This is a genomic window from Qipengyuania algicola (assembly GCF_042492175.1).
In the GTDB taxonomy this organism is placed as follows: Bacteria; Pseudomonadota; Alphaproteobacteria; order Sphingomonadales; family Sphingomonadaceae; genus CAJXSN01.
Genome location: NZ_CP170453.1, coordinates 440,485 through 458,063, shown reverse-complemented (window position 1 = coordinate 458,063; position 17,579 = coordinate 440,485). Strand labels below are relative to the sequence as shown.

General features: G+C 62.6%; 15 protein-coding genes. 7 read left to right on the top strand and 8 right to left on the bottom strand.

Going from position 1 to position 17,579, the window contains the following annotated elements; translation table 11 throughout:
• Window positions 1–14: 14 nt before the first annotated feature.
• Window positions 15–872 (top strand): class I SAM-dependent methyltransferase, encoded by an 858-nt coding sequence (locus tag ACFCW2_RS02210; RefSeq protein WP_379547868.1) that lies wholly within the window; start codon window positions 15–17, stop codon window positions 870–872.
• Between the two features lie 11 nt (window positions 873–883).
• Entirely contained in the window at window positions 884–2,695 is a 1,812-nt protein-coding gene (locus tag ACFCW2_RS02205; RefSeq protein WP_379547866.1) for a tetratricopeptide repeat protein, read from the top strand.
• 435 nt (window positions 2,696–3,130) lie between these two features.
• Here the strand turns inward: ACFCW2_RS02205 and ACFCW2_RS02200 are convergent, their stop codons facing one another.
• Window positions 3,131–6,031: a TonB-dependent receptor plug domain-containing protein gene (locus ACFCW2_RS02200; RefSeq protein ID WP_379547864.1), complete on the bottom strand. Its 2,901-nt coding sequence runs from the start codon at window positions 6,029–6,031 to the stop codon at window positions 3,131–3,133.
• A 390-nt stretch (window positions 6,032–6,421) separates the two neighbouring features.
• Here ACFCW2_RS02200 and ACFCW2_RS02195 point away from each other — a divergent pair, with 390 nt between their 5' ends.
• Window positions 6,422–7,594, top strand: a complete 1,173-nt coding sequence (locus ACFCW2_RS02195; protein ID WP_379547862.1) for an acetyl-CoA C-acetyltransferase — start codon at window positions 6,422–6,424, stop codon at window positions 7,592–7,594.
• Window positions 7,595–7,772: 178 nt separating this feature from the next.
• On the top strand, window positions 7,773–8,558 hold the full coding sequence (locus tag ACFCW2_RS02190; RefSeq protein WP_379547861.1) for an SDR family NAD(P)-dependent oxidoreductase: 786 nt from the start codon (window positions 7,773–7,775) through the stop codon (window positions 8,556–8,558).
• A gap of 97 nt (window positions 8,559–8,655) precedes the next feature.
• Here the strand turns inward: ACFCW2_RS02190 and ACFCW2_RS02185 are convergent, their stop codons facing one another.
• From ACFCW2_RS02185 to ACFCW2_RS02170, 4 genes are all read right to left on the bottom strand, one after another.
• Entirely contained in the window at window positions 8,656–9,027 is a 372-nt protein-coding gene (locus ACFCW2_RS02185) for a DUF6768 family protein (protein ID WP_379547860.1), read from the bottom strand.
• Window positions 9,024–9,620, bottom strand: a complete 597-nt coding sequence (locus ACFCW2_RS02180; RefSeq protein WP_379547859.1) for an RNA polymerase sigma factor — start codon at window positions 9,618–9,620, stop codon at window positions 9,024–9,026. The genes ACFCW2_RS02185 and ACFCW2_RS02180 overlap by 4 nt, the downstream gene beginning before the upstream one ends.
• 130 nt (window positions 9,621–9,750) lie before the next feature.
• Window positions 9,751–10,416 (bottom strand): potassium channel family protein, encoded by a 666-nt coding sequence (locus tag ACFCW2_RS02175; RefSeq protein WP_379547857.1) that lies wholly within the window; start codon window positions 10,414–10,416, stop codon window positions 9,751–9,753.
• Entirely contained in the window at window positions 10,406–11,734 is a 1,329-nt protein-coding gene (locus ACFCW2_RS02170; protein WP_379547856.1) for a TrkH family potassium uptake protein, read from the bottom strand. The genes ACFCW2_RS02175 and ACFCW2_RS02170 overlap by 11 nt, the downstream gene beginning before the upstream one ends.
• A gap of 243 nt (window positions 11,735–11,977) precedes the next feature.
• Between ACFCW2_RS02170 and ACFCW2_RS02165 the strand changes: the two genes are divergently transcribed.
• Genes ACFCW2_RS02165 through ACFCW2_RS02155 form a run of 3 tightly spaced genes read left to right on the top strand, consistent with a single transcriptional unit; the run spans window position 11,978 to window position 14,185 of the window.
• Entirely contained in the window at window positions 11,978–12,850 is an 873-nt protein-coding gene (locus ACFCW2_RS02165) for a crotonase/enoyl-CoA hydratase family protein (protein WP_379548909.1), read from the top strand.
• 8 nt (window positions 12,851–12,858) lie between these two features.
• Complete coding sequence (gene mtnP, locus ACFCW2_RS02160) at window positions 12,859–13,725, top strand: S-methyl-5'-thioadenosine phosphorylase (RefSeq protein WP_379547855.1); 867 nt, start codon at window positions 12,859–12,861, stop codon at window positions 13,723–13,725.
• A gap of 4 nt (window positions 13,726–13,729) precedes the next feature.
• A complete protein-coding gene (locus tag ACFCW2_RS02155) occupies window positions 13,730–14,185 on the top strand; it encodes a MarR family winged helix-turn-helix transcriptional regulator (protein ID WP_379547854.1) in 456 nt (151 codons plus the stop codon).
• A 9-nt stretch (window positions 14,186–14,194) separates the two neighbouring features.
• On the opposite strand, the gene ACFCW2_RS02150 is transcribed toward ACFCW2_RS02155, so the two are convergent.
• The 3 genes from ACFCW2_RS02150 to ACFCW2_RS02140 form a co-directional block, all read right to left on the bottom strand.
• Window positions 14,195–15,226, bottom strand: coding sequence for a type II secretion system F family protein (locus tag ACFCW2_RS02150; RefSeq protein WP_379547852.1), 1,032 nt, complete (start codon window positions 15,224–15,226; stop codon window positions 14,195–14,197).
• Between the two features lie 14 nt (window positions 15,227–15,240).
• Complete coding sequence (locus ACFCW2_RS02145; RefSeq protein WP_379547850.1) at window positions 15,241–16,212, bottom strand: type II secretion system F family protein; 972 nt, start codon at window positions 16,210–16,212, stop codon at window positions 15,241–15,243.
• 74 nt (window positions 16,213–16,286) lie between these two features.
• The gene (locus ACFCW2_RS02140; RefSeq protein WP_379547849.1) at window positions 16,287–17,576 is read right to left on the bottom strand and encodes a pilus assembly protein CpaE; all 1,290 of its coding nucleotides are present in this window, start codon (window positions 17,574–17,576) and stop codon (window positions 16,287–16,289) included.
• Window positions 17,577–17,579 lie beyond the last annotated feature (3 nt).

The window sequence follows — 17,579 nt, the reverse complement described above, 5'->3', positions numbered from 1 at the left end:
GGAACCTTCTTGGCATGAGCACGCGCGAACACTGGACCAGCTATTGGGAAGCGACGGACACGAAGGCCGCGTGCCTGCCCAGTCCCGAAAGCCCGGCGGCGCTGGTGATGGATGCCCGCTGGGCCGATCTGGCGGCCAGCCTGCCCGAAGGCGCGAAAGTCGTCGATTTGGCGTGCGGCATGGGTGCCGCGGGCAAGGCGATGCTGTCTGCCGCTCCGCATCTGGATATGACCGGCGTCGATTATGCCGAGATCGCTAATCCGGACGAGGTTGGCTTTCCTGTACAGGGCGGCGTCGATCTTGAAGATTTGCCGCTGGACGATGCTGCGGTCGATTGTGCGGTCAGCCAGTACGGGTTTGAATATGCGGGCGAGGCGGCGACCGGCGAACTGGTGCGCATCCTGAAACCGGGCGCGCCATGCCGCCTGCTGGTCCATCATCGCGGCAGCGCCGTGGTCCGCGTCAACTTTGTGCGGGCCTCTATTCTGGCCAGCCTGATCGCCCGCCGGGTGGATGGTCTGGTCGAAGAGCACAATCCGGCAGGCCTGCAAACCGTGTTCGACCACATGATCGAGACCTATGGCGAGCATCCGCTGGTGCTGGAGATCGCCACCGTGTGCCGCGACAGCCTGCGCCTGCCGGATGACAAGCGGGCCGAGGTCTCGCAGCGTCTGGGTGCCGGGATGCGGCGCGAGCGGGCGCTGCTGGATGCGCTGGCCGATGCGGCGATGGATGAAGGCGATATCGCTGCCCTGAAAGCGGCCACTTCGGGCGAGATGACCTGGGAAGAGCCGCGCGTGCTCCACGCGAGCGAGGAAGAGAACGCGCCGATCCTGTGCTGGGAGCTGGACGGCCAGCGCAAGGCGTCCTGAGAGGACCGACAATGACCGAGACTCCTGCCGCCCTCGCACAATCGGCCCAGATGGCGATGCAGGAGGGGCGCTATGACGATGCGCATCCCATTCTGGCCACCCTGCACGCAATGCTGCCGGAAGATCCGATGGTCCTGCTGATGCAGGCCTATACCTATCGTGCGCAGGGCAAGGGGCCGGAGGCGCATGCGCATTTCCAGAAGGCCGTTGCGCTGCAGCCCGCCAATCTGGCGCTGCGTGGTCCCTATGCCGAATGGCTGAACGCCCTTGGCGAGTTCGAAGCAGCCATCGAGCAATATGATGCGATGCTGGCCCATCATCCCGATCTGCCGGATGCGGAGGTTGACCGGTTGCTGGCGCTGGCCAGAACAGCGCACCGCGCAGAGGCCCTGGAAGGGCTTGCCGGGTTCGTCAGCAGTCATCCCGATCACACACGTGCGGCCAACAATCTGGCGCTGCTGCTGCGCGAGGATGACCGGCTGGACGAGGCAGGAGCGGTGGCCAAGGGTGTGCTTGCCCGCGATTCGCACAATGGCCGGGCGGCGCATATCATCGCGCAATGCCGTCAGGAGGCCGGGAAGCCCGCCGGAGCCGCGTTGCAGAAAGCGGCCAGCCTGGCGCCCGATGCGCTGCAAATCCAGTCCGCGCTGGCCCAATCGCTGGTCGATGAAGGGCGAGCTGAGGACGGGATCGCTTTGCTGGAGCGCGCAGTGGCGGCGAACCCGCTATGGCTGGAGGGTCATCATTCGCTGGCCGATATCAAACGGCAATATCGCGGCGTGGACGGCTTCGCAGCGCACTTCGAGACTACACTGGCGGAGAGCGCGGACAATCCCGCACTGTGGGCGACCTATTCGTCGCTTGTCGCCCGGGTGGAAGGGCACGAAGCGGCCCTGTCCATTGTCGAACGGGCGGAGAAGGCTCTAGGATCGCCGGAGCTGATGGCGCTCGCGCGGGCCAACAGCCTGTCGGAACTGGGCCGCTTTGACGAGGCGGAATCGGCTTTTGCCAAGCTCGATGTGCGGCAGGATACCGACCAGGCGTCGAGCTATTTGCGCTTTCTCACACGGGCTAAACGGTTCGAGGAGGCGCGCGATCTGGGCATGGCTCTGGCCGATGAGGGGAGGGCTGACGGGGAAACCTGGCCCTATACCGCCATCGCTCTGCGCAAGACTGACGATCCGCGCTGGGAGTGGCTTGAGGGGCATGACGCTTTCATCCGGACCTTCGATCTTGCCGATTTCGCGCCCAGTCTGCCCGAATTGCGCGAGGCGCTGAACGCCTTGCATGTCTTCAAGCATCAACCGATCACCCAATCGGTGCGCGGCGGGACGCAGACGGCCAGCATTCTGTTCCGCAACCAGACGCCGGTCATCCAGGAACTGGTGGCGGGCCTTCGGGACTGCGTGCGGGACTATGTCGATGGCTTGCCGCCCTTCGATGCGCGCCATCCGCTGCTGCGATTGCCGCGCGAGGGCTTTCGCTTCTCCGGCAGCTGGTCGATCCGGCTGACCGAGGGCGGCTTCCACGCCAGCCATATCCACACTCATGGCGATATCAGCTCTGCGTTCTATGTGACGCTGCCGGATGATTTGAGCGACGGGGAGGGGACTGCAAACGGCACCGATCCCAAGGCCGGTTGGCTGACACTGGGCGAACCTGCAGCGGAGCTCGACACCGGTCTGCCGCCAATCCGGATGGTGAAGCCCGAGCCGGCCCGATTGGCGCTGTTTCCTTCGACCATGTGGCACGGCACACGTGCTTTCCGCGAAGGCGAGCGGATGACCTGTGCCTTTGATGTCCAGTTGAAGCCCTACCTCTAGGGCGCAGGGCGCGCGAGCTATGCGCTGCGTGGCGATGCGGACTGGCTTTGCAGGATTACTGAAGCGTGCGTGAAGGTTCTGCGGCTGCCTTGCCGGTGGATTTTAAGATTTAACAGCGCTGCTACCGAGCCAGCTTTCGGGCAATTCGATGCATGCGGGCAGGGCGTGTGCGGGCCTGAAGCTCCATAGACAGCCGACACCCGGTCCGATCGATAGGGCTCAAGCGCTCAAGCGAGCGCAGCCCACGATGTCGCTGTTCGTGACGAAGCTGAGAGTTGGAAGATTGGGGAAGTCTACGGGTGTTCCCGTGTTTGCCTCGCCCTGCATGCTGAGGCGATCACGCCTGCTCTTATTGGCCCCAAACATTACGATTCTGGGGCAAAAACAAAAACGGCGGGCCGAAGCCCGCCGTTCTCGTTTCAAACTCGCTGTCGCTTAGAAATCGAGCGAAGCGCGCAGGAAGATCTGACGACCCACCGGATCGTAGATACCCGGGTAGGTGTTGCCGTTCGACGGGCTGTAAGCCGAACCGATCAACGGCGGCTTCTTGTCGAAGATGTTGTTCACACCTGCAGTCAGGGTGAGCGTATCTGCAACAGTCGTCGAACCCGACAGATCGAAGTAGCTGTAGCTATCGATCGTGTCGAACTGGTCGTCACCGGTTACAGCAACGTCGCCTTCGACGCCGCCGGTGTAACGCCAGCTGAAGGTGAACGACGTACCGCTATCGGCACGGTACCCGACGCGGGCAACGTGGCCGTATTCCGGCTGCGGCGAACCACAGGTGGAACCGAAGAACCCGGCACAATCAATGAAGGGCTCGCCCGGAAGGGGCTGGAACCGGTTGTTGAAGGTGTAAACACCGGCGTAGTTGAAGGTCAACGCGCCGTTGCCGAGCGGGTAGTTGAAGGCAGCGGTGATATCGATACCTTCGGTTTCCAGGCTACCAATGTTCTGCACGGTGTTCACGACGAAGCCGTCGTTCGCATCGCTACCGAGCCAGAGGTCGCCGGTGCCTGCATTACGGTTGATCAGGCTACAGAAGGCCGGATCGCCCGTGGCAATGCAGTTGTCGATGGCTGTCTGGGCGCCAACGCCGCCGATCGTACCTTCAACGGAGATGTTGAAGTAGTCGACGGTGAGAGCGAACCCGCGCAGACCCAGAGCATCGCCCGTGATAACCACACCGCCGGTGTAGCTGTCAGCAACTTCAGGCAGGAGGCCCGGGTTACCACCACCAAGCTGGTTATACTGGCCAGCCGGGTTTGCAGGGATGTTGCCGTACTGTGCAGCCGTCACACCGGTGTTGGCACACTGTGCCGCCGTTGCGGTAGGCGTTGCAGTCGCGCAAGGGTCGGTACCACCGAACAGGCCGATGTTCTGCGGCGAGAACAGGCTCGTGATGTTCGGCGAACGAACGGCACGGCTGTAAACAGCGCGGAACTTGACCCAGTCGACCGGAGCGAAGTTCACACCAACCTTGTAGGTCTCGGAACCGCCCGACGTGTTGTAGTCGGAGTAACGGAAGCCACCCAGAAGGCCGAGGTAATCGATGAAGCCGCCGTCAACGAGCGGGATATCGATTTCCGTGAAGAATTCCTTCACGTTGAACGAACCGGCGACCGGAGCGGTCGGACCGCCCTGACCGGACAGGTTACCCTGTGCGAAGTTTTCGTCGACGCGCAGTTCGTAGTCTTCACGGCGGTATTCGGTACCGAACACAACCTGGATGTCGCCAGCGCCGAACCAGTCACCGATCGGGCCGGTGATGTAGCCGGAAGCAACCGTGGTTTCGAGATCGGCGTTCTGCAGAGCAGGAACAGCGATGTAATCGAACTGTGCACGCGTAACGCCGCCAATCTGGAAGACGTTGAGCGGGATACAACCAGCGGGTTCACCGGTACCCGGGCAACCGCTGATCGCCGCGTTGATGCGGCTGACCGAAAGGTCGTTCAGGTAGGTGTTCTGGTAGATCGTGTTACCACGCAGAGCGTACACATCGTAGCTCCAGTCGTCCCACAGATCGCCGCGCATACCCAGCACACCGCGGTAGCTGGTGTGACGCAGGTCGTTCTGACGCGGAGCACCTTCGACGAGACGCTTACCGATCAGGATACCAACCGAGTCGGTCGGGCCGGAGCAACCCAGAGCGGTGCGCTGCTGGTCGGACAGCAGGTTGTTGCCGCACGACAGGGTGTTCGGGCCGTTGAAGAACGTACCGGAGAACGCGATCTGAGCAACCGAACGGTCATCCATGAACTGGAATTCCGCATACGGGTTGAGCGACTCGTTGATTTCGTAATCAGCGAAGAAGCCAGCCGTCCAACGCTTATCGGGGCGCTGGTAGTAGTTGGTCGGAGCGTAGTTGTACGTGTCGGCACCCGTGCCCGAGAAAGCGAGCGAGTCGCGGAACGTGTTGCCCGGGCCGTTTTCGTCCAGGGTAAGAACGTTCGAACCGGTCAGACCGTTTGCACCCGGCGAGAACACGAAGAACGTGCCGTTCGGGGTGGTCGACGAACCGGCGCAGGTGAAGCCTGTCGGATCGCTGGAGCGGAACGAGAGAGCACAAGCGCTTTCGTCGTAGTTGGCCTGAACGATCGCGTCGATTTCACGATAGCCGAGGTAGCCCGTTACGTGGCCACGGCCGTCATCGAAGCCGGCACCGAAAGTGGCGGTGATGTCGTAGGTGAAGCCAGCGTTCTGCGAGTCGTTGGGAACAGGGTTGTTCGTGCGACGCAGCAGATCCTGGATCGAGTCGTTGCCGTTGCTTGCGTTGTAGAAGCTGACCTGACTTTCGAGCGAGAAGCCCTCGTAGTCGCGGTCCATGATGAAGTTCACAACACCAGCCACAGCGTCGGCACCGTAGGTGGACGAAGCGCCGCCGGTCACCAGTTCGATGCGCTCAACAAGCTGCGCAGGGATCTGGTTAAGGTCAGGGGCGGTTGCGAAGGGGTCACCGGAAGGCATCCGGCGGCCGTCGATCAGGACCAGCGTACGGGTCGAGCCCAGGTTACGCAGGTTGACGGTGGCGGTACCCGATGCGCCGTTCGAAACGAACGCGGTCTGGCCGGCAACAGTCTGCGGCAGGTCGTTGAGGAGGTCCTCGACGCGAACCGTACCGGTTTCGTCGATCAACTCAGCACCAACGGTCGTAACCGGCGAGATGCTTTCCACTTCGGGGCGAACAATACGCGACCCGGTAACGACGATCGGTGCGCCGACAGCTTCGTCGGCTGTTGCTTCGTCGGCATCCTGCGCCATGGCGGGCGTCGCGGCAAGTGCCACGCCGAGCGCCACAGGTGCAGTAGCCAGCTTCAGCTTGCTTTGCATTTTCATGTTGCTTCAGTCCTTTGTATTCGTTCGTGGCCATGAAACATGTGGCCCAGAACATTCTCAGATCTGTATAAGCCGCTGCGGACAATAGATGCACGCCCCCCGCGGATGGGTCCGTTTGCACGCACCACGCTGCCCAATGCAAAGCAAATGTGGGCCGTTTCCACGGTTGACCAAGCGGTGTGGCAGTTTTGTCACAAGGCTTGCGGGGTGACGTTCAGGAGCGCCAAAACGGCAGAAATCCGCGCGTTTCAGTGCCTTTCGGCAATATTAACGACAGAACCTGCTGCAATTGCAGGGCTCCCTTATTTGCTTGGTTGACGCAAACGTAAGGCCATCCTACCGCCGCACACACATTACCAGAGCCCCAATTGCTTTCAGGAGACCGAATCCATGGCTGCTGCCTATATTGTCGAAGCTGTTCGTACCGCCGGAGGCCGCCGTGGCGGCCGCCTTGCCGGGGTCCATCCGGTCGATCTGGCCGCGAAGTCGCTGGATGCCGTGATGGAGCGCAGCGGGATCGATCCCAAGGCGGTGGACGATGTGATCATGGGCTGCGTCAGCCAGGGCGGGGAGCAGGCCATGCAGGTCGGCCGCAACGCCGTTCTCGCGACCAAGCATCTGGGCGAGTCGACTCCGGCTGTCACCATCGACCGGCAATGCGGTTCTTCGCAGCAATCCATCCAGTTCGCCGCGCAGGCGGTGATGTCGGGCACGCAGGACGTCGTGATTGCAGCCGGGATCGAAAGCATGAGCCGCGTGCCGATGGGCTCCACCGCGACGTTCCATATGAAAGAGGGTCTGGGGAACTACAAATCGCCCGGTCTGGAAGAGAAATATCCCGGCATCCAGTGGTCCCAGTTCATGGGCGCCGAAATGATTGCGGAAAAGCACGGCTTTTCCAAAGACCAGCTCGACGCCTTCTCGCTGGGCAGCCATGCCAAGGCGATCAAGGCGACCGAGGCCGGTCTGTTCAACGATGAGATTGTGCCCGTCGAGATCGAGACGCCGGAAGGCACCGAGATGCACACGGTGGACGAGGGCATCCGCTTCGACGCCACGCTGGAAAGCATTGCCGGCGTCAAGCTGCTGAGCCCGGAAGGCAAGATCACGGCCGCAAGCGCGAGCCAGATTTGCGACGGCTCCAGCGCGGTGCTGGTCGTCAGCGAGGAAATGCTGAAAACGCACAACCTCACCCCGCTGGCGCGCATCCATAATCTGACCGTCACGGCAGGCGATCCGGTCATCATGCTGGAAGAGCCGCTGTTCGCCACCGACCGCGCTCTGGAGCGCGCGGGCATGAAGATCGACGATATTGATCTTTACGAGGTCAACGAAGCCTTCGCCCCCGTGCCGATGGCCTGGCTGAAGCACACCGGTGCCGATCCAGACAAGCTCAACGTCAATGGCGGTGCGATTGCGCTGGGTCACCCGTTGGGCGCATCGGGCACGAAGCTGATGGCGACGCTGGTCCACGCTCTGCGCGCACGCGGCAAGAAATATGGCCTGCAGACAATGTGCGAAGGCGGCGGTGTCGCCAACGTCACGATTATCGAGGCGCTGTAGACCACGCACACACCTCAAAATTTCCCGTTCGTGCTGAGCCTGTCGGAAGCGAAGCTGGCCAAAGGCCAACCACTGCTCTTTCTTCGGGCGCGGGAACCAGAAGTGAAGAACAGCCCTTCGACAGGCTCAGGGCGAACGGATTTCTATTTTCAGGTTATTGAATTTCAGGAGAGAACACATGGAAGTATCCGCAAACACCCCCGCCGTCGTCACCGGCGGCGCATCCGGCCTCGGCGCGGCCACCGCGCGCGCTCTGGCAACGAAGGGCGCGAGAGTCGCCATTTTCGACATGAACGAAGAAACCGGGAACGCCGTCGCCAGCGAAATCGGCGGCGTGTTCTGCAAGGTCAATGTCACCAGCGATGAAGACGTCGACGCAGGTTTTGCCAAGGCCCGTGAAGCCCACGGGCAGGAGCGCATTCTGGTCAACTGCGCGGGTATCGGCAATGCGATCAAGACCGCGAGCCGCGACAAGCAGACGGGCGAGATCAAGCACTTCCCGATCAGCGCGTTCGATTTCGTGATTCAGGTCAACCTGATCGGCACGTTCCGCTGCATCGCCAAGTCGGCAGCGGGCATGATGAGCCTCGATCCGCTCACCGACGAAGGGGATCGCGGCGCAATCGTGAACACCGCATCCGTCGCGGCCGAAGACGGCCAGATGGGCCAGGCGGCGTATTCCGCATCGAAGGGCGGCGTGGTTGGCATGACCCTGCCGATCGCGCGTGACCTGATGCGCGAAGGCATCCGCGTGAACACCATCCTGCCGGGCATCTTCAACACCCCGCTGATGAACGCCGCTCCGCCGCAGGTGAAGGAAGCGCTGGCCCAGTCGGTCCCGTTCCCCAAGCGCCTCGGCAACCCCGAAGAATATGCGCGTCTTGCCATGACGATGATCGAGACCGGCTATTTCAACGGCGAAGACGTCCGCCTCGACGGTGCCATCCGCATGGCTCCGCGTTGAGCGCTGTAGTATAGAAGATGACATCGCTGCCCGCGCCTTTGCGGGCGGGCAGCGACGTCCTTTTGCTTAAGGGGCGAGGCAAAGAACGCCCCCCATGCTACCCCATGTTCGAGCGGGCTATCTGCAGCTCCAGTCGCTTTACCTCGCGAATTACGCGATTGGCCTGCAGGCTTGGCCACAGGGTCAGCTTGATCAGCAGTGCCTGGATCAGCAGCACGGCAGAGGGCAGCCCCCATTTCAGTGCTTCCAGCGGTTCTTCCGCCTGAAAGAACCGCACCGCGAGATACACCGCAGCGGCGAACATCAGGATCTGCGCGGTCATCATGAGCCACGTGACCCAGCCCAGCTTCCCGCCAAACAGCCCGAAAGCCTGCGTGAAATAGCCCGGCTCATCGCCCAGCTGGTGCAGCAATTCGCGCTCTTCCGCGTTCAGCGCGGCGTCGATCATCTCGTCCAACTTGTCTGTCATGGCTGTTCTCCTTCCAATATCGCGCGCAATTTGCGGCGTGCATTCATGAGTCTGGTCTTCACTGTGCCGACCGGCACATCCAGCGCGACGCCCACCTCGGCCACGCGCATCTCTTCAAAATGATACAGCGCGATGGCCGCGCGTTCTCCGGCGGGCAATTGGCGGATGGCCGCTTGCAACCGGGCAAGCTGAGAGGGCGCATCGGGTTCGCTCGCCACGTCTCTTGGCTCGGCCGCGAAGTCCGATTTGAGCGCGCGATCCCTGACGGCGCGATCAATCTGCTTGGCACAGCAGCGCGACGTGATCCGGTAAGCCCAGGCGGGGAAGACACGCGCGTCCTGCAGGCCGGTCAGCCCCCTGACGATCTCGCCCCACGCCGATTGGGCCGCATCCCGCGCCGCCTCCTTGTCGCCCAGCAAGCGGTAGGCATGAGAGACCAGCTTCGCCTCCCACTTCTGCGCGAGCTGGTTCCACGCGGCACGGTCCCCGCTCTGGGCAGAAGCGACCAGAAATTCATCGACCAGAAGCGAGGCGGATTGCCGCTGTGTGATGGGTCGCCTCCTCCTCCGGTGTGCCTGTGCACGGGCCTGCATCTCTTCCGAGCCGCGCGGCTTTCATAGAGTAAGTGCGCCCGCCGACCCATCCGGTTCATTTGCGGGAGAAATTATTTGGGGTGGTTGTGATTGGGTGTGCGTTAGCCGTCCCGGCTGCCGGGCGCTTTCGCTAGTTTTCGAGGGCCGCGAACGTCTCGATATCGTCGACTTTTCCGGAGACGACCAGCACATCGCCGGGCATGATCAGCGTATCGGGCACGGCGTGGATAAAATCCTCGCCTTCACGCTTCACCCCGATGACCGTCACTGCGTATTTCTTGCGGCATTCGCTGGTTACCAGCGGGATGCCGATAATCGGACCTGGCGCGGCGAGGCGGGCGATGGAGAAATCGTCCCCGAAATCGATGAAATCGAGCAGCCGCTCGTTCAGCAGCCGGGCGACCCGCTCGCCCATACGCTCTTCGGGAAAGACGACATGACCCGCGCCGGTGCGCTCCAGAATGCGCGCGTGTTTTTCGTTTGTTGCCTTGGCCCAGATGCGCTCGATGCCCAGATCGCTCAGCGCGAGGACGGTCAGCACGCTGGCTTCGATATCGCTGCCGATGGCGACCACCGCCGATTCGAAATCGGCCACGCCGAGGCTCTGCAGGCACTGCATGTCGGTGCAATCGGCTTCGACCACCTGGGTGAGCTCGGATGCGAACTGCTGCACCAGCGCCGGGTCAGTATCTGCGCCCAGAACCTCGTGGCCCATCCGCTCCAAAGTGCGCGCGACGGAGCCGCCGAAACGGCCAAGGCCGATCACCAATACGGGTTTGTTTTGCTTAGCCGACAATGGGGTCCTCCTGAGGGTAACGATAGGGGCGCGGCTGGGCGCCCAAAGCAAGCGCTGTCGCCACAGTGATCGTGCCGACCCGGCCGACAAACATCAGTGCGATAATCACAAGCTGGCCTGACGGAGGCAGATCGCCAGTGACGCCAGTAGATAGGCCCACGGTCGAGAAGGCCGAGATCGCCTCGAACAAAAGGTCTTCGAAAGGTAACGGGCTCACAATGGAGAGGATCACGGTTGCGCCGAAAATCAGGCTGCCCGCCAGCACCACCACAGTCAGCGCCTGGCGCTCCACCGCCGGGCCGAACCGCCGCCCAAACAGGCCCGCATCGCGCCGCCGGGCGACTTCCGACATCACGATAGCCAGCACGACGAGGAAAGTCGTGATCTTGATCCCGCCTGCCGTACCCGCGCTGCCGCCGCCGATGAACATCAGGAAGTAATTCATCATCAGGGTCTCATCGCGAAACGCCCCGACATCCAGGCTGTTGAAGCCCGCCGTGCGCGGCATCACCGAATGGAAACCGGCATTGAGTACCTTGGCCCCCAGATCCATCGGCCCCAGAGTATCTCCATTGCTCCATTCCATCGCGAGGATCGAGACGAAGCCGATGACCAGCAGGCCGGCCGTGCCACTCATCGTGATCTTCGTATGCAAGCTCCAGTCGCTCCAAGTGAGGCGGTGCCGCCGCAAATCCTGCATCACGGGGAAGCCCAGCGCGGTCAGGATCACCGCCAGCATGATCGGGATGAGCATAACCGGGTCGCTCTGGAACCCCATGACGCTGTCGGAATAGCTGGAGAACCCGGCATTGTTGAACGCGCTGATGGAATGGAAAATGCCATGCCACACGGCGTCACCCAAGGCGTGATCGTAGAAGAAATAGAGCCGCGCGGTCAGGATTGCGGCGACCGTCGCCTCCACCGCGATGGTGATCTTCAGGACGAGCTTCAGCACCGAACGCGCATCCCCGCCTTCCAGCCGGTTGCGCTCGACCTGCGTCGCCATCCGGTCACGCAAACCAAAGCCGCGCCCGGCCATCAGGCCAAACAGCGTCGCCGCGGTCATGATCCCGAACCCGCCGATCTGGAACAGCAGCAGGATCACCACCTGCCCGAAGAATGACCAATAGGTTGCCGTATCCACTACAATTAGGCCGGTCACGGCGACCGCAGATGTCGATGTAAACAGCGCGGTCATCAGCGCTGTCGGTTCACCATCGGCGCTCGCTATAGGCAGGCTGAGCAATCCCGCGCCGACGAGGATGGCCAGAAGAAACAGCACGGGGATGAGCCGGATCGGATCACGAAAGACGCGCATTGCCGGTTAATACAGAGGCTTGCGCCGCGCGAAAGCGTTTTGTGGGTCGAGGAGGCACGAACGGACTTTCGCCGCTTTCCTCCGCTCCACCCGCCCGCTAGACCCCTCGGCATGACACGCACCGCGCCCCTCAACCTAACTGCTTTGGCACTTGGGTTCGGGGGCGCGGTGGTTTTTAAGCCTTGGACAGTCTGGAAAGCACTCCAAGTGTTCCGACCTGTGAATTGATCGAAGGGAAACCCGATAGTGTCCTACACCCAGATAACGCTCGAGAAGGCCGATGGCGTGGCCGTCATCACGCTGAGCCGGCCCGAGAAGATGAACGCCTATACCCGCACGATGGGCGAGGAGATCATGGCGGCGCTGGACGATACCGACGCCGATGACAGCGTGCGGGCGGTCATCTTCACAGGGGCGGGGGACAGGGCGTTCTGCGCCGGGGCCGATCTGACGCCGGATGACGGCGCGCGGCCCTTTGCCGACAACACCGAGGTGGAGAGCCTGTCCGACCCGCGCGTGCGCGATGGCGGCGGGCTGCTGACGCTGCGGCTGTTCCAATCGACCAAGCCGCTGATCAGCGCCTGCAACGGCGTGGCCGTGGGCGTGGGCGCGACGATGCAATGCGCGATGGACATAAGGCTTGCGGCGGACAGCGCGCGCTATGGCTTCGTGTTCGCCAAACGCGGCATCGTGCCGGAGGCGGCTTCCAGTTGGTTCCTGCCCAAGATCGTCGGCATCCAGCAGGCGCTGGAATGGTGCTTTACCGGCCGCATCTTCGACGCGGCCGAGGCGAAGGAGGGCGGGCTGGTCCGCTCCATCCATCCGCAGGCTGAGCTGATGGATGCAGCCCATGCGCTGGCGCGCGAGATTGCGGACAACACCTCCGCTGTCTCGGTCGCGATGACCCGCGCGATGCTCTACCGCCTGTCCACCGCCAACCACCCGATGGAAGCGCACAAGATCGACAGCCGCAGCATCTACCGTCTCAGCCGGGGCGGGGATGCGAAGGAAGGGATCGCCAGCTTCCTGGAGAAGCGCGCGCCCGAGTATCCCGACAAGGTGAGTGAGGACATGCCCGACTTCTACCCGTGGTGGGAGGAGCCGGAGTACGAATGAGCGCACCTATGAGCAATTGGCATATCGGGGTTCTGGGCGGCAGCGGCCTGTATGAAGGCATCGCGCTGGAGGACCAGCAGCAGATCGAAGTCAGCTCTCCGTTTGGGGAGCCTTCCGGTCCGGTTACCACCGGCCGCGTCGGCGGCGTCAAAGTGACCTTCATGGCGCGGCACGGGGCGGGGCACCGCGTGCCGCCGTCAGGGGTGAACTACCGCGCCAATGTGGACGTGATGAAGCGCTGCGGCGTGACCGACCTGCTGGCGATCAGCGCGATCGGTTCACTGCGCGAGGAGATGGCTCCTGGCCAGATGGTCGCGGTGGACCAGTTCATCGATCGCACGAGTGGCAGGCCCTCCAGCTTTTTCGGCGAGGGCATGGTGGCGCATGCCGGTCTCGCCGATCCGGTCTGCGCGCGGTTCGCCGCTCTGGCCGCTGACGCGGTGGAGGCCGCGAAGGGCACGGTGCACCGGGGTGGAACCTATGTGGCCATCGAAGGCCCGCAATTCTCGACCCGCGCGGAAAGCCGGATGTACCGCGAATGGGGCGGGGACGTGATCGGGATGACCGCCATGCCCGAGGCGCGGCTCGCCCGCGAGGCGGAGCTGCCCTACGCCCTTCTCGGAATGGTGACAGACTATGACAGCTGGCGCGATGCCGAGGCAGGCGTTGAGGCGCATGACATCATGGCGACGCTGGCCGCCAATGCCGATCTGGCGCGGGCCACGCTGGCGGCGCTGCTGGCGGCCTTGCCCGAGGAGCGCGAGGCGAGCCCGGTGGATACCGCGATGGAGTATGCCCTCATCACTGCGCCCGAAGCGCGCGATCCGGTGCTGATGGCCAAGCTGGATGCAGTGGCCGGAAGGCTGCTTGGCTGAGCCTATGAGCAAGACCGACCAGACGGCGCTGGCCGACTTCCTGCCTTACCGGCTCTCGGTCGCGTCCAACGCGGTCAGCGCGCGGATTGCGGAGCTGTATCGCAGCCGCTTCGGCCTGACGATTGGCGAGTGGCGGATCATGGCCGTGCTGGGGGAGGGCGAGGCCCTGACCCAGCGCGAGCTGGTCGGCGCGACACTGATGGACAAGGTGGCGGTCAACCGCGCGTGCAAAGTGCTGGAAAAGCGCGAGCTGGTCGCGCGCACGCCCAATCCGGAAGACGGCCGCTCGCATCGGCTGGACCTGACGCGCGAGGGTCGCGGGATCTACGGCGAGGTGATGCCGCTGGCTCGCGATATCGAGGCGCAGCTGCTGGCCGGGTTCACGGATGAAGAGTATGAAACGATGCGCGGCCTGCTGGCACGTTTGCGCCAGCAGGCCGAACATATCGGTTCAAACTAAGGGTTCGGCTTAGCCGCCGCCGTTTGCTCCGCTGCCCGGAGGCCCGTCGCCGGCAAAGGCGTCGGAGATCGAGCAGGCTGCCGGGCCGAGGATCACGATGAACAGCGTCGGCAGGATGAACAGGATCAGCGGCACGGTCATGATGGCCGGCAGACGCGCGGCCTTCTCTTCGGCGCGCATCATCCGCTCGTTGCGAAATTCCGCCGAAAGGACGCGCAGGGCAGAGGCCAGCGGCGTACCGTAGCGTTCGGTCTGAACCATGGTGGTCACCACGCCGCGCACCGATTCCAGATCGACGCGATAGGCCAGGTTGTTGAAAGCGTGACGGCGCTCGGACAGGAACGAAAGCTCGATCGCGGTCAGGGCAAACTCGTCGCCCAGTTCCGGATAGGCCCGGCCCAGCTCCTTCGCAACGCGGTTGAACGCGGCGTCGACCGTCAGACCGGCCTCGGCGCAGATAACCAGCAGGTCGAGCGCGTCGGGCAGGCCCTTGCGGATGGAATCGGTCCGTTTCTTGGCGCGGTTCTGCAGGAACAGCTCCGGTGCCTTGTAGCCCAGACCGGTTGCCCCGACGAGCGCGCCAAGCTGCTTGGCCTGCGACCAGTCGGGCACGACATCGAGCACATAGATGGCAAAGGCCGCGATCAGGCCGGTGACGACCGGCAGAATTGCGCGAACACCGATAACCACCACCGCGAGTTCTTCGTTGCGATAGCCTGCGTGAGCCAGTTTCTGGCGGATCGCCTTGACCTGGCTGTCCTGCAGCACCTTGAAGCTGGAGAGGGTGTCTTTCACCTTCTCCGTCGTGTCGGTCTTCTTGATCAGGCTCTGGCGTTTCTTGCCGGAGGCTGTGACGATGCCCGCCTTCAGTTCGTCGCGGCGATTGTTCAGCGCTTTGACGCGCTTCGCCATCGGATCCTTGACGGTGACAGCGGCGTAGATAGCCAGCATGACAGCCATCGCGGCCACCCCGGCCAGAATGGTTCCGACAAGGAGGACATCGACGCCGAGAAGCGTGGGGCCTGATGGAGTATCGAACATGCGTGTTTCTCCAATCAGATTTCGAAGCTGACCATTTTGGCCATGATGAACACACCGATCGACATCCACAGCATGCCGCCAAGGCCTGCCACGATCAGACGGTCTTCCTCGAAGAAGCCGGCGACGTAATCGGGATTGATCCACCAGATCAGGCCGAAGACGATAAAGGGCAGCGAGCCGACGATGTAGGCAGACGCCTTGGACTCGGAGCTCATCGCCCGGATCTTCAGCTTCATCTGCGTGCGTTTGCGCAGCACGTCTGCGAGGTTCGACAGGGTCTCTGCCAGGTTACCACCGGTCTCGCGCTGGATGGCCAGCGTGATGCAGAAGAAGTTGAATTCCGGAATGCCGAGCCTGTCGGCAGTGGTCTGGAGCGAATCCTCCATCGTGCGGCCAATCTTGATCCGCTCGGTAATGCCTTTGAATTCTTCGCCCACTGGTCCGGGAATTTCGCTGGAGACAATGCCCAGCGTTTCCGTCACCGGCAGGCCGGATCGCAGGCCGCGGACCAGCAATTCGATGGCATCGGCGAATTTCGCGTTGAACTGGGTAGTCCGGCGATTGATGAAGAAATTGACGACCAGATGCGGCAAGCCCAGGCCGATAATCAGCCCGACGATCGCCGCCAGCAGGAACGCACCCGAGCGCAGGTAAACCAGCACGGCCACGCCCAGAAAAACCCCGAGTGAAGCGTAGAAATACTGCTGGACAGTCCAGCCCTTACCGGTCCGCTCCAGCCGGATTGCCAGTGCCTCTATCCGCGATCCGGAGCCGGCCAGTTTCGTCGCCCGCGGCTTGCGCGATGCGATAGCCTTTTTCAGCTGGCTCTCGACCTTGGTGTCGGTGCTTTCCGAATGGCGGAACCGCACAGCCTGAAGGCGGCGCGTGCTTTCCTTGCCAGCGGACGGCCCCGACATCGCTGTATAACCTACGACCATAAGGGCCATGAGGCCGGCAGCGAATAGCAGGAGCTGGAATATGCTCATCGGTCGGGTCTTTCGTTCAATGTTCCGCGCAAGGCTTCAATCCGGCGTCCCGTCGCGGGGACGCCGGGATGAAGTTATTCTGCAGGAACGCTTTCCTTGGGTGCCTTGGCTTTCTTCGAAGGCAGCAACGATTTGAGATCGAAGCTTCCCAGAAGCGATTTCTTGCCATCGGCCTCCTCGTCGTCCTCTTCGACACTGGCGCCCACAACGCGGTCGGCCAGCTGCTTGATCGCATTGGTCGCCTTGCTGCTGGCGTTCGCGTCCACGAACACCTGGCCCAGCTTGGCGGCATTGGCAGCCGCCTTCGCATCGTAAGGAATGGTGATATCGATCTTGCGCTCGATAGAGGCTTCGAAATCGGCCTTGCTGATCTCGGCCACGCCCGATTGCACCTTGTTGGCCACGATGATGGCCTGTGCGTGCGGAGCGTTTGTCTTGAGCCACGACAGGATGCGGATGGTGTCACGGGCCGAAGCCAGCGTCATATCCGCCCCCAGCACGACGACATTCACATCGGCGAGCAATTGCGGGAAGTTGATCAGCATGTTGCGCGGCATGTCGATGACAGTCATCTCGAACGCCTGGCGGAACTCGTCCTCCAGCTGCACGAAAGCGCTGCCATCGGTCATCAGCGGCGAGTTGATCGGCGCCTCTGCGGACAGAATAGCCAGATTGTCGTTCGCGCGGATCATGGCGCGTTCGATAAACAGGCCGTCGATCCGGCTGGGATTGTCGATCGCATCGGTCAGACCGCGGCCCGGCTCCAGATCCAGCGCAAGAGCGCCGGTTCCGAAATGCACGTCGAGGTCCAGCAGCGCTGTCGGCATCTTCATGTCGTCGCTGAACAGCCATGCGAGCGAAGTCGCCATGGTCGAAGCGCCGACACCGCCGCGTGTGCCCACGATTGCGGTGGAGATATGGCGCTTGACCACATCACCATCGTTCGATTTCGGCTGGCTGAAAACAGCCTGCGCCTGATTGAGCGAGTCGCGCAGTTGACCGGCGGAAAGCGGTTTCAGCAGGTAATCGTGAATGCCGCTCGACAGCAGGTCGCGGTAGAGGCGCACATCATTGACCTGGCCAACCGCGATGACGATCGTGCCCGGCTCGCAGACTTCTGCCAGCGCGTTGATGTCGTTCAGCGGATCGCCGCTTTCCGACAGGTCCACCATCAGGATGTTCGGGCTGGCCGAAACGCTGAGCGACTGGACAGCATTGCGCAGGCCGCCTTTGTTGCACTTTTCCGGCTGCCAGCCCATTTCGATGACCACCGGGCGCAGGATATCCAGCGCGGTATCATCGCAAATATAGGCGGCGAAGGGATCACGATTGCCGGGCATTCCGGCACTCCAGGGAGCGTTCATGAG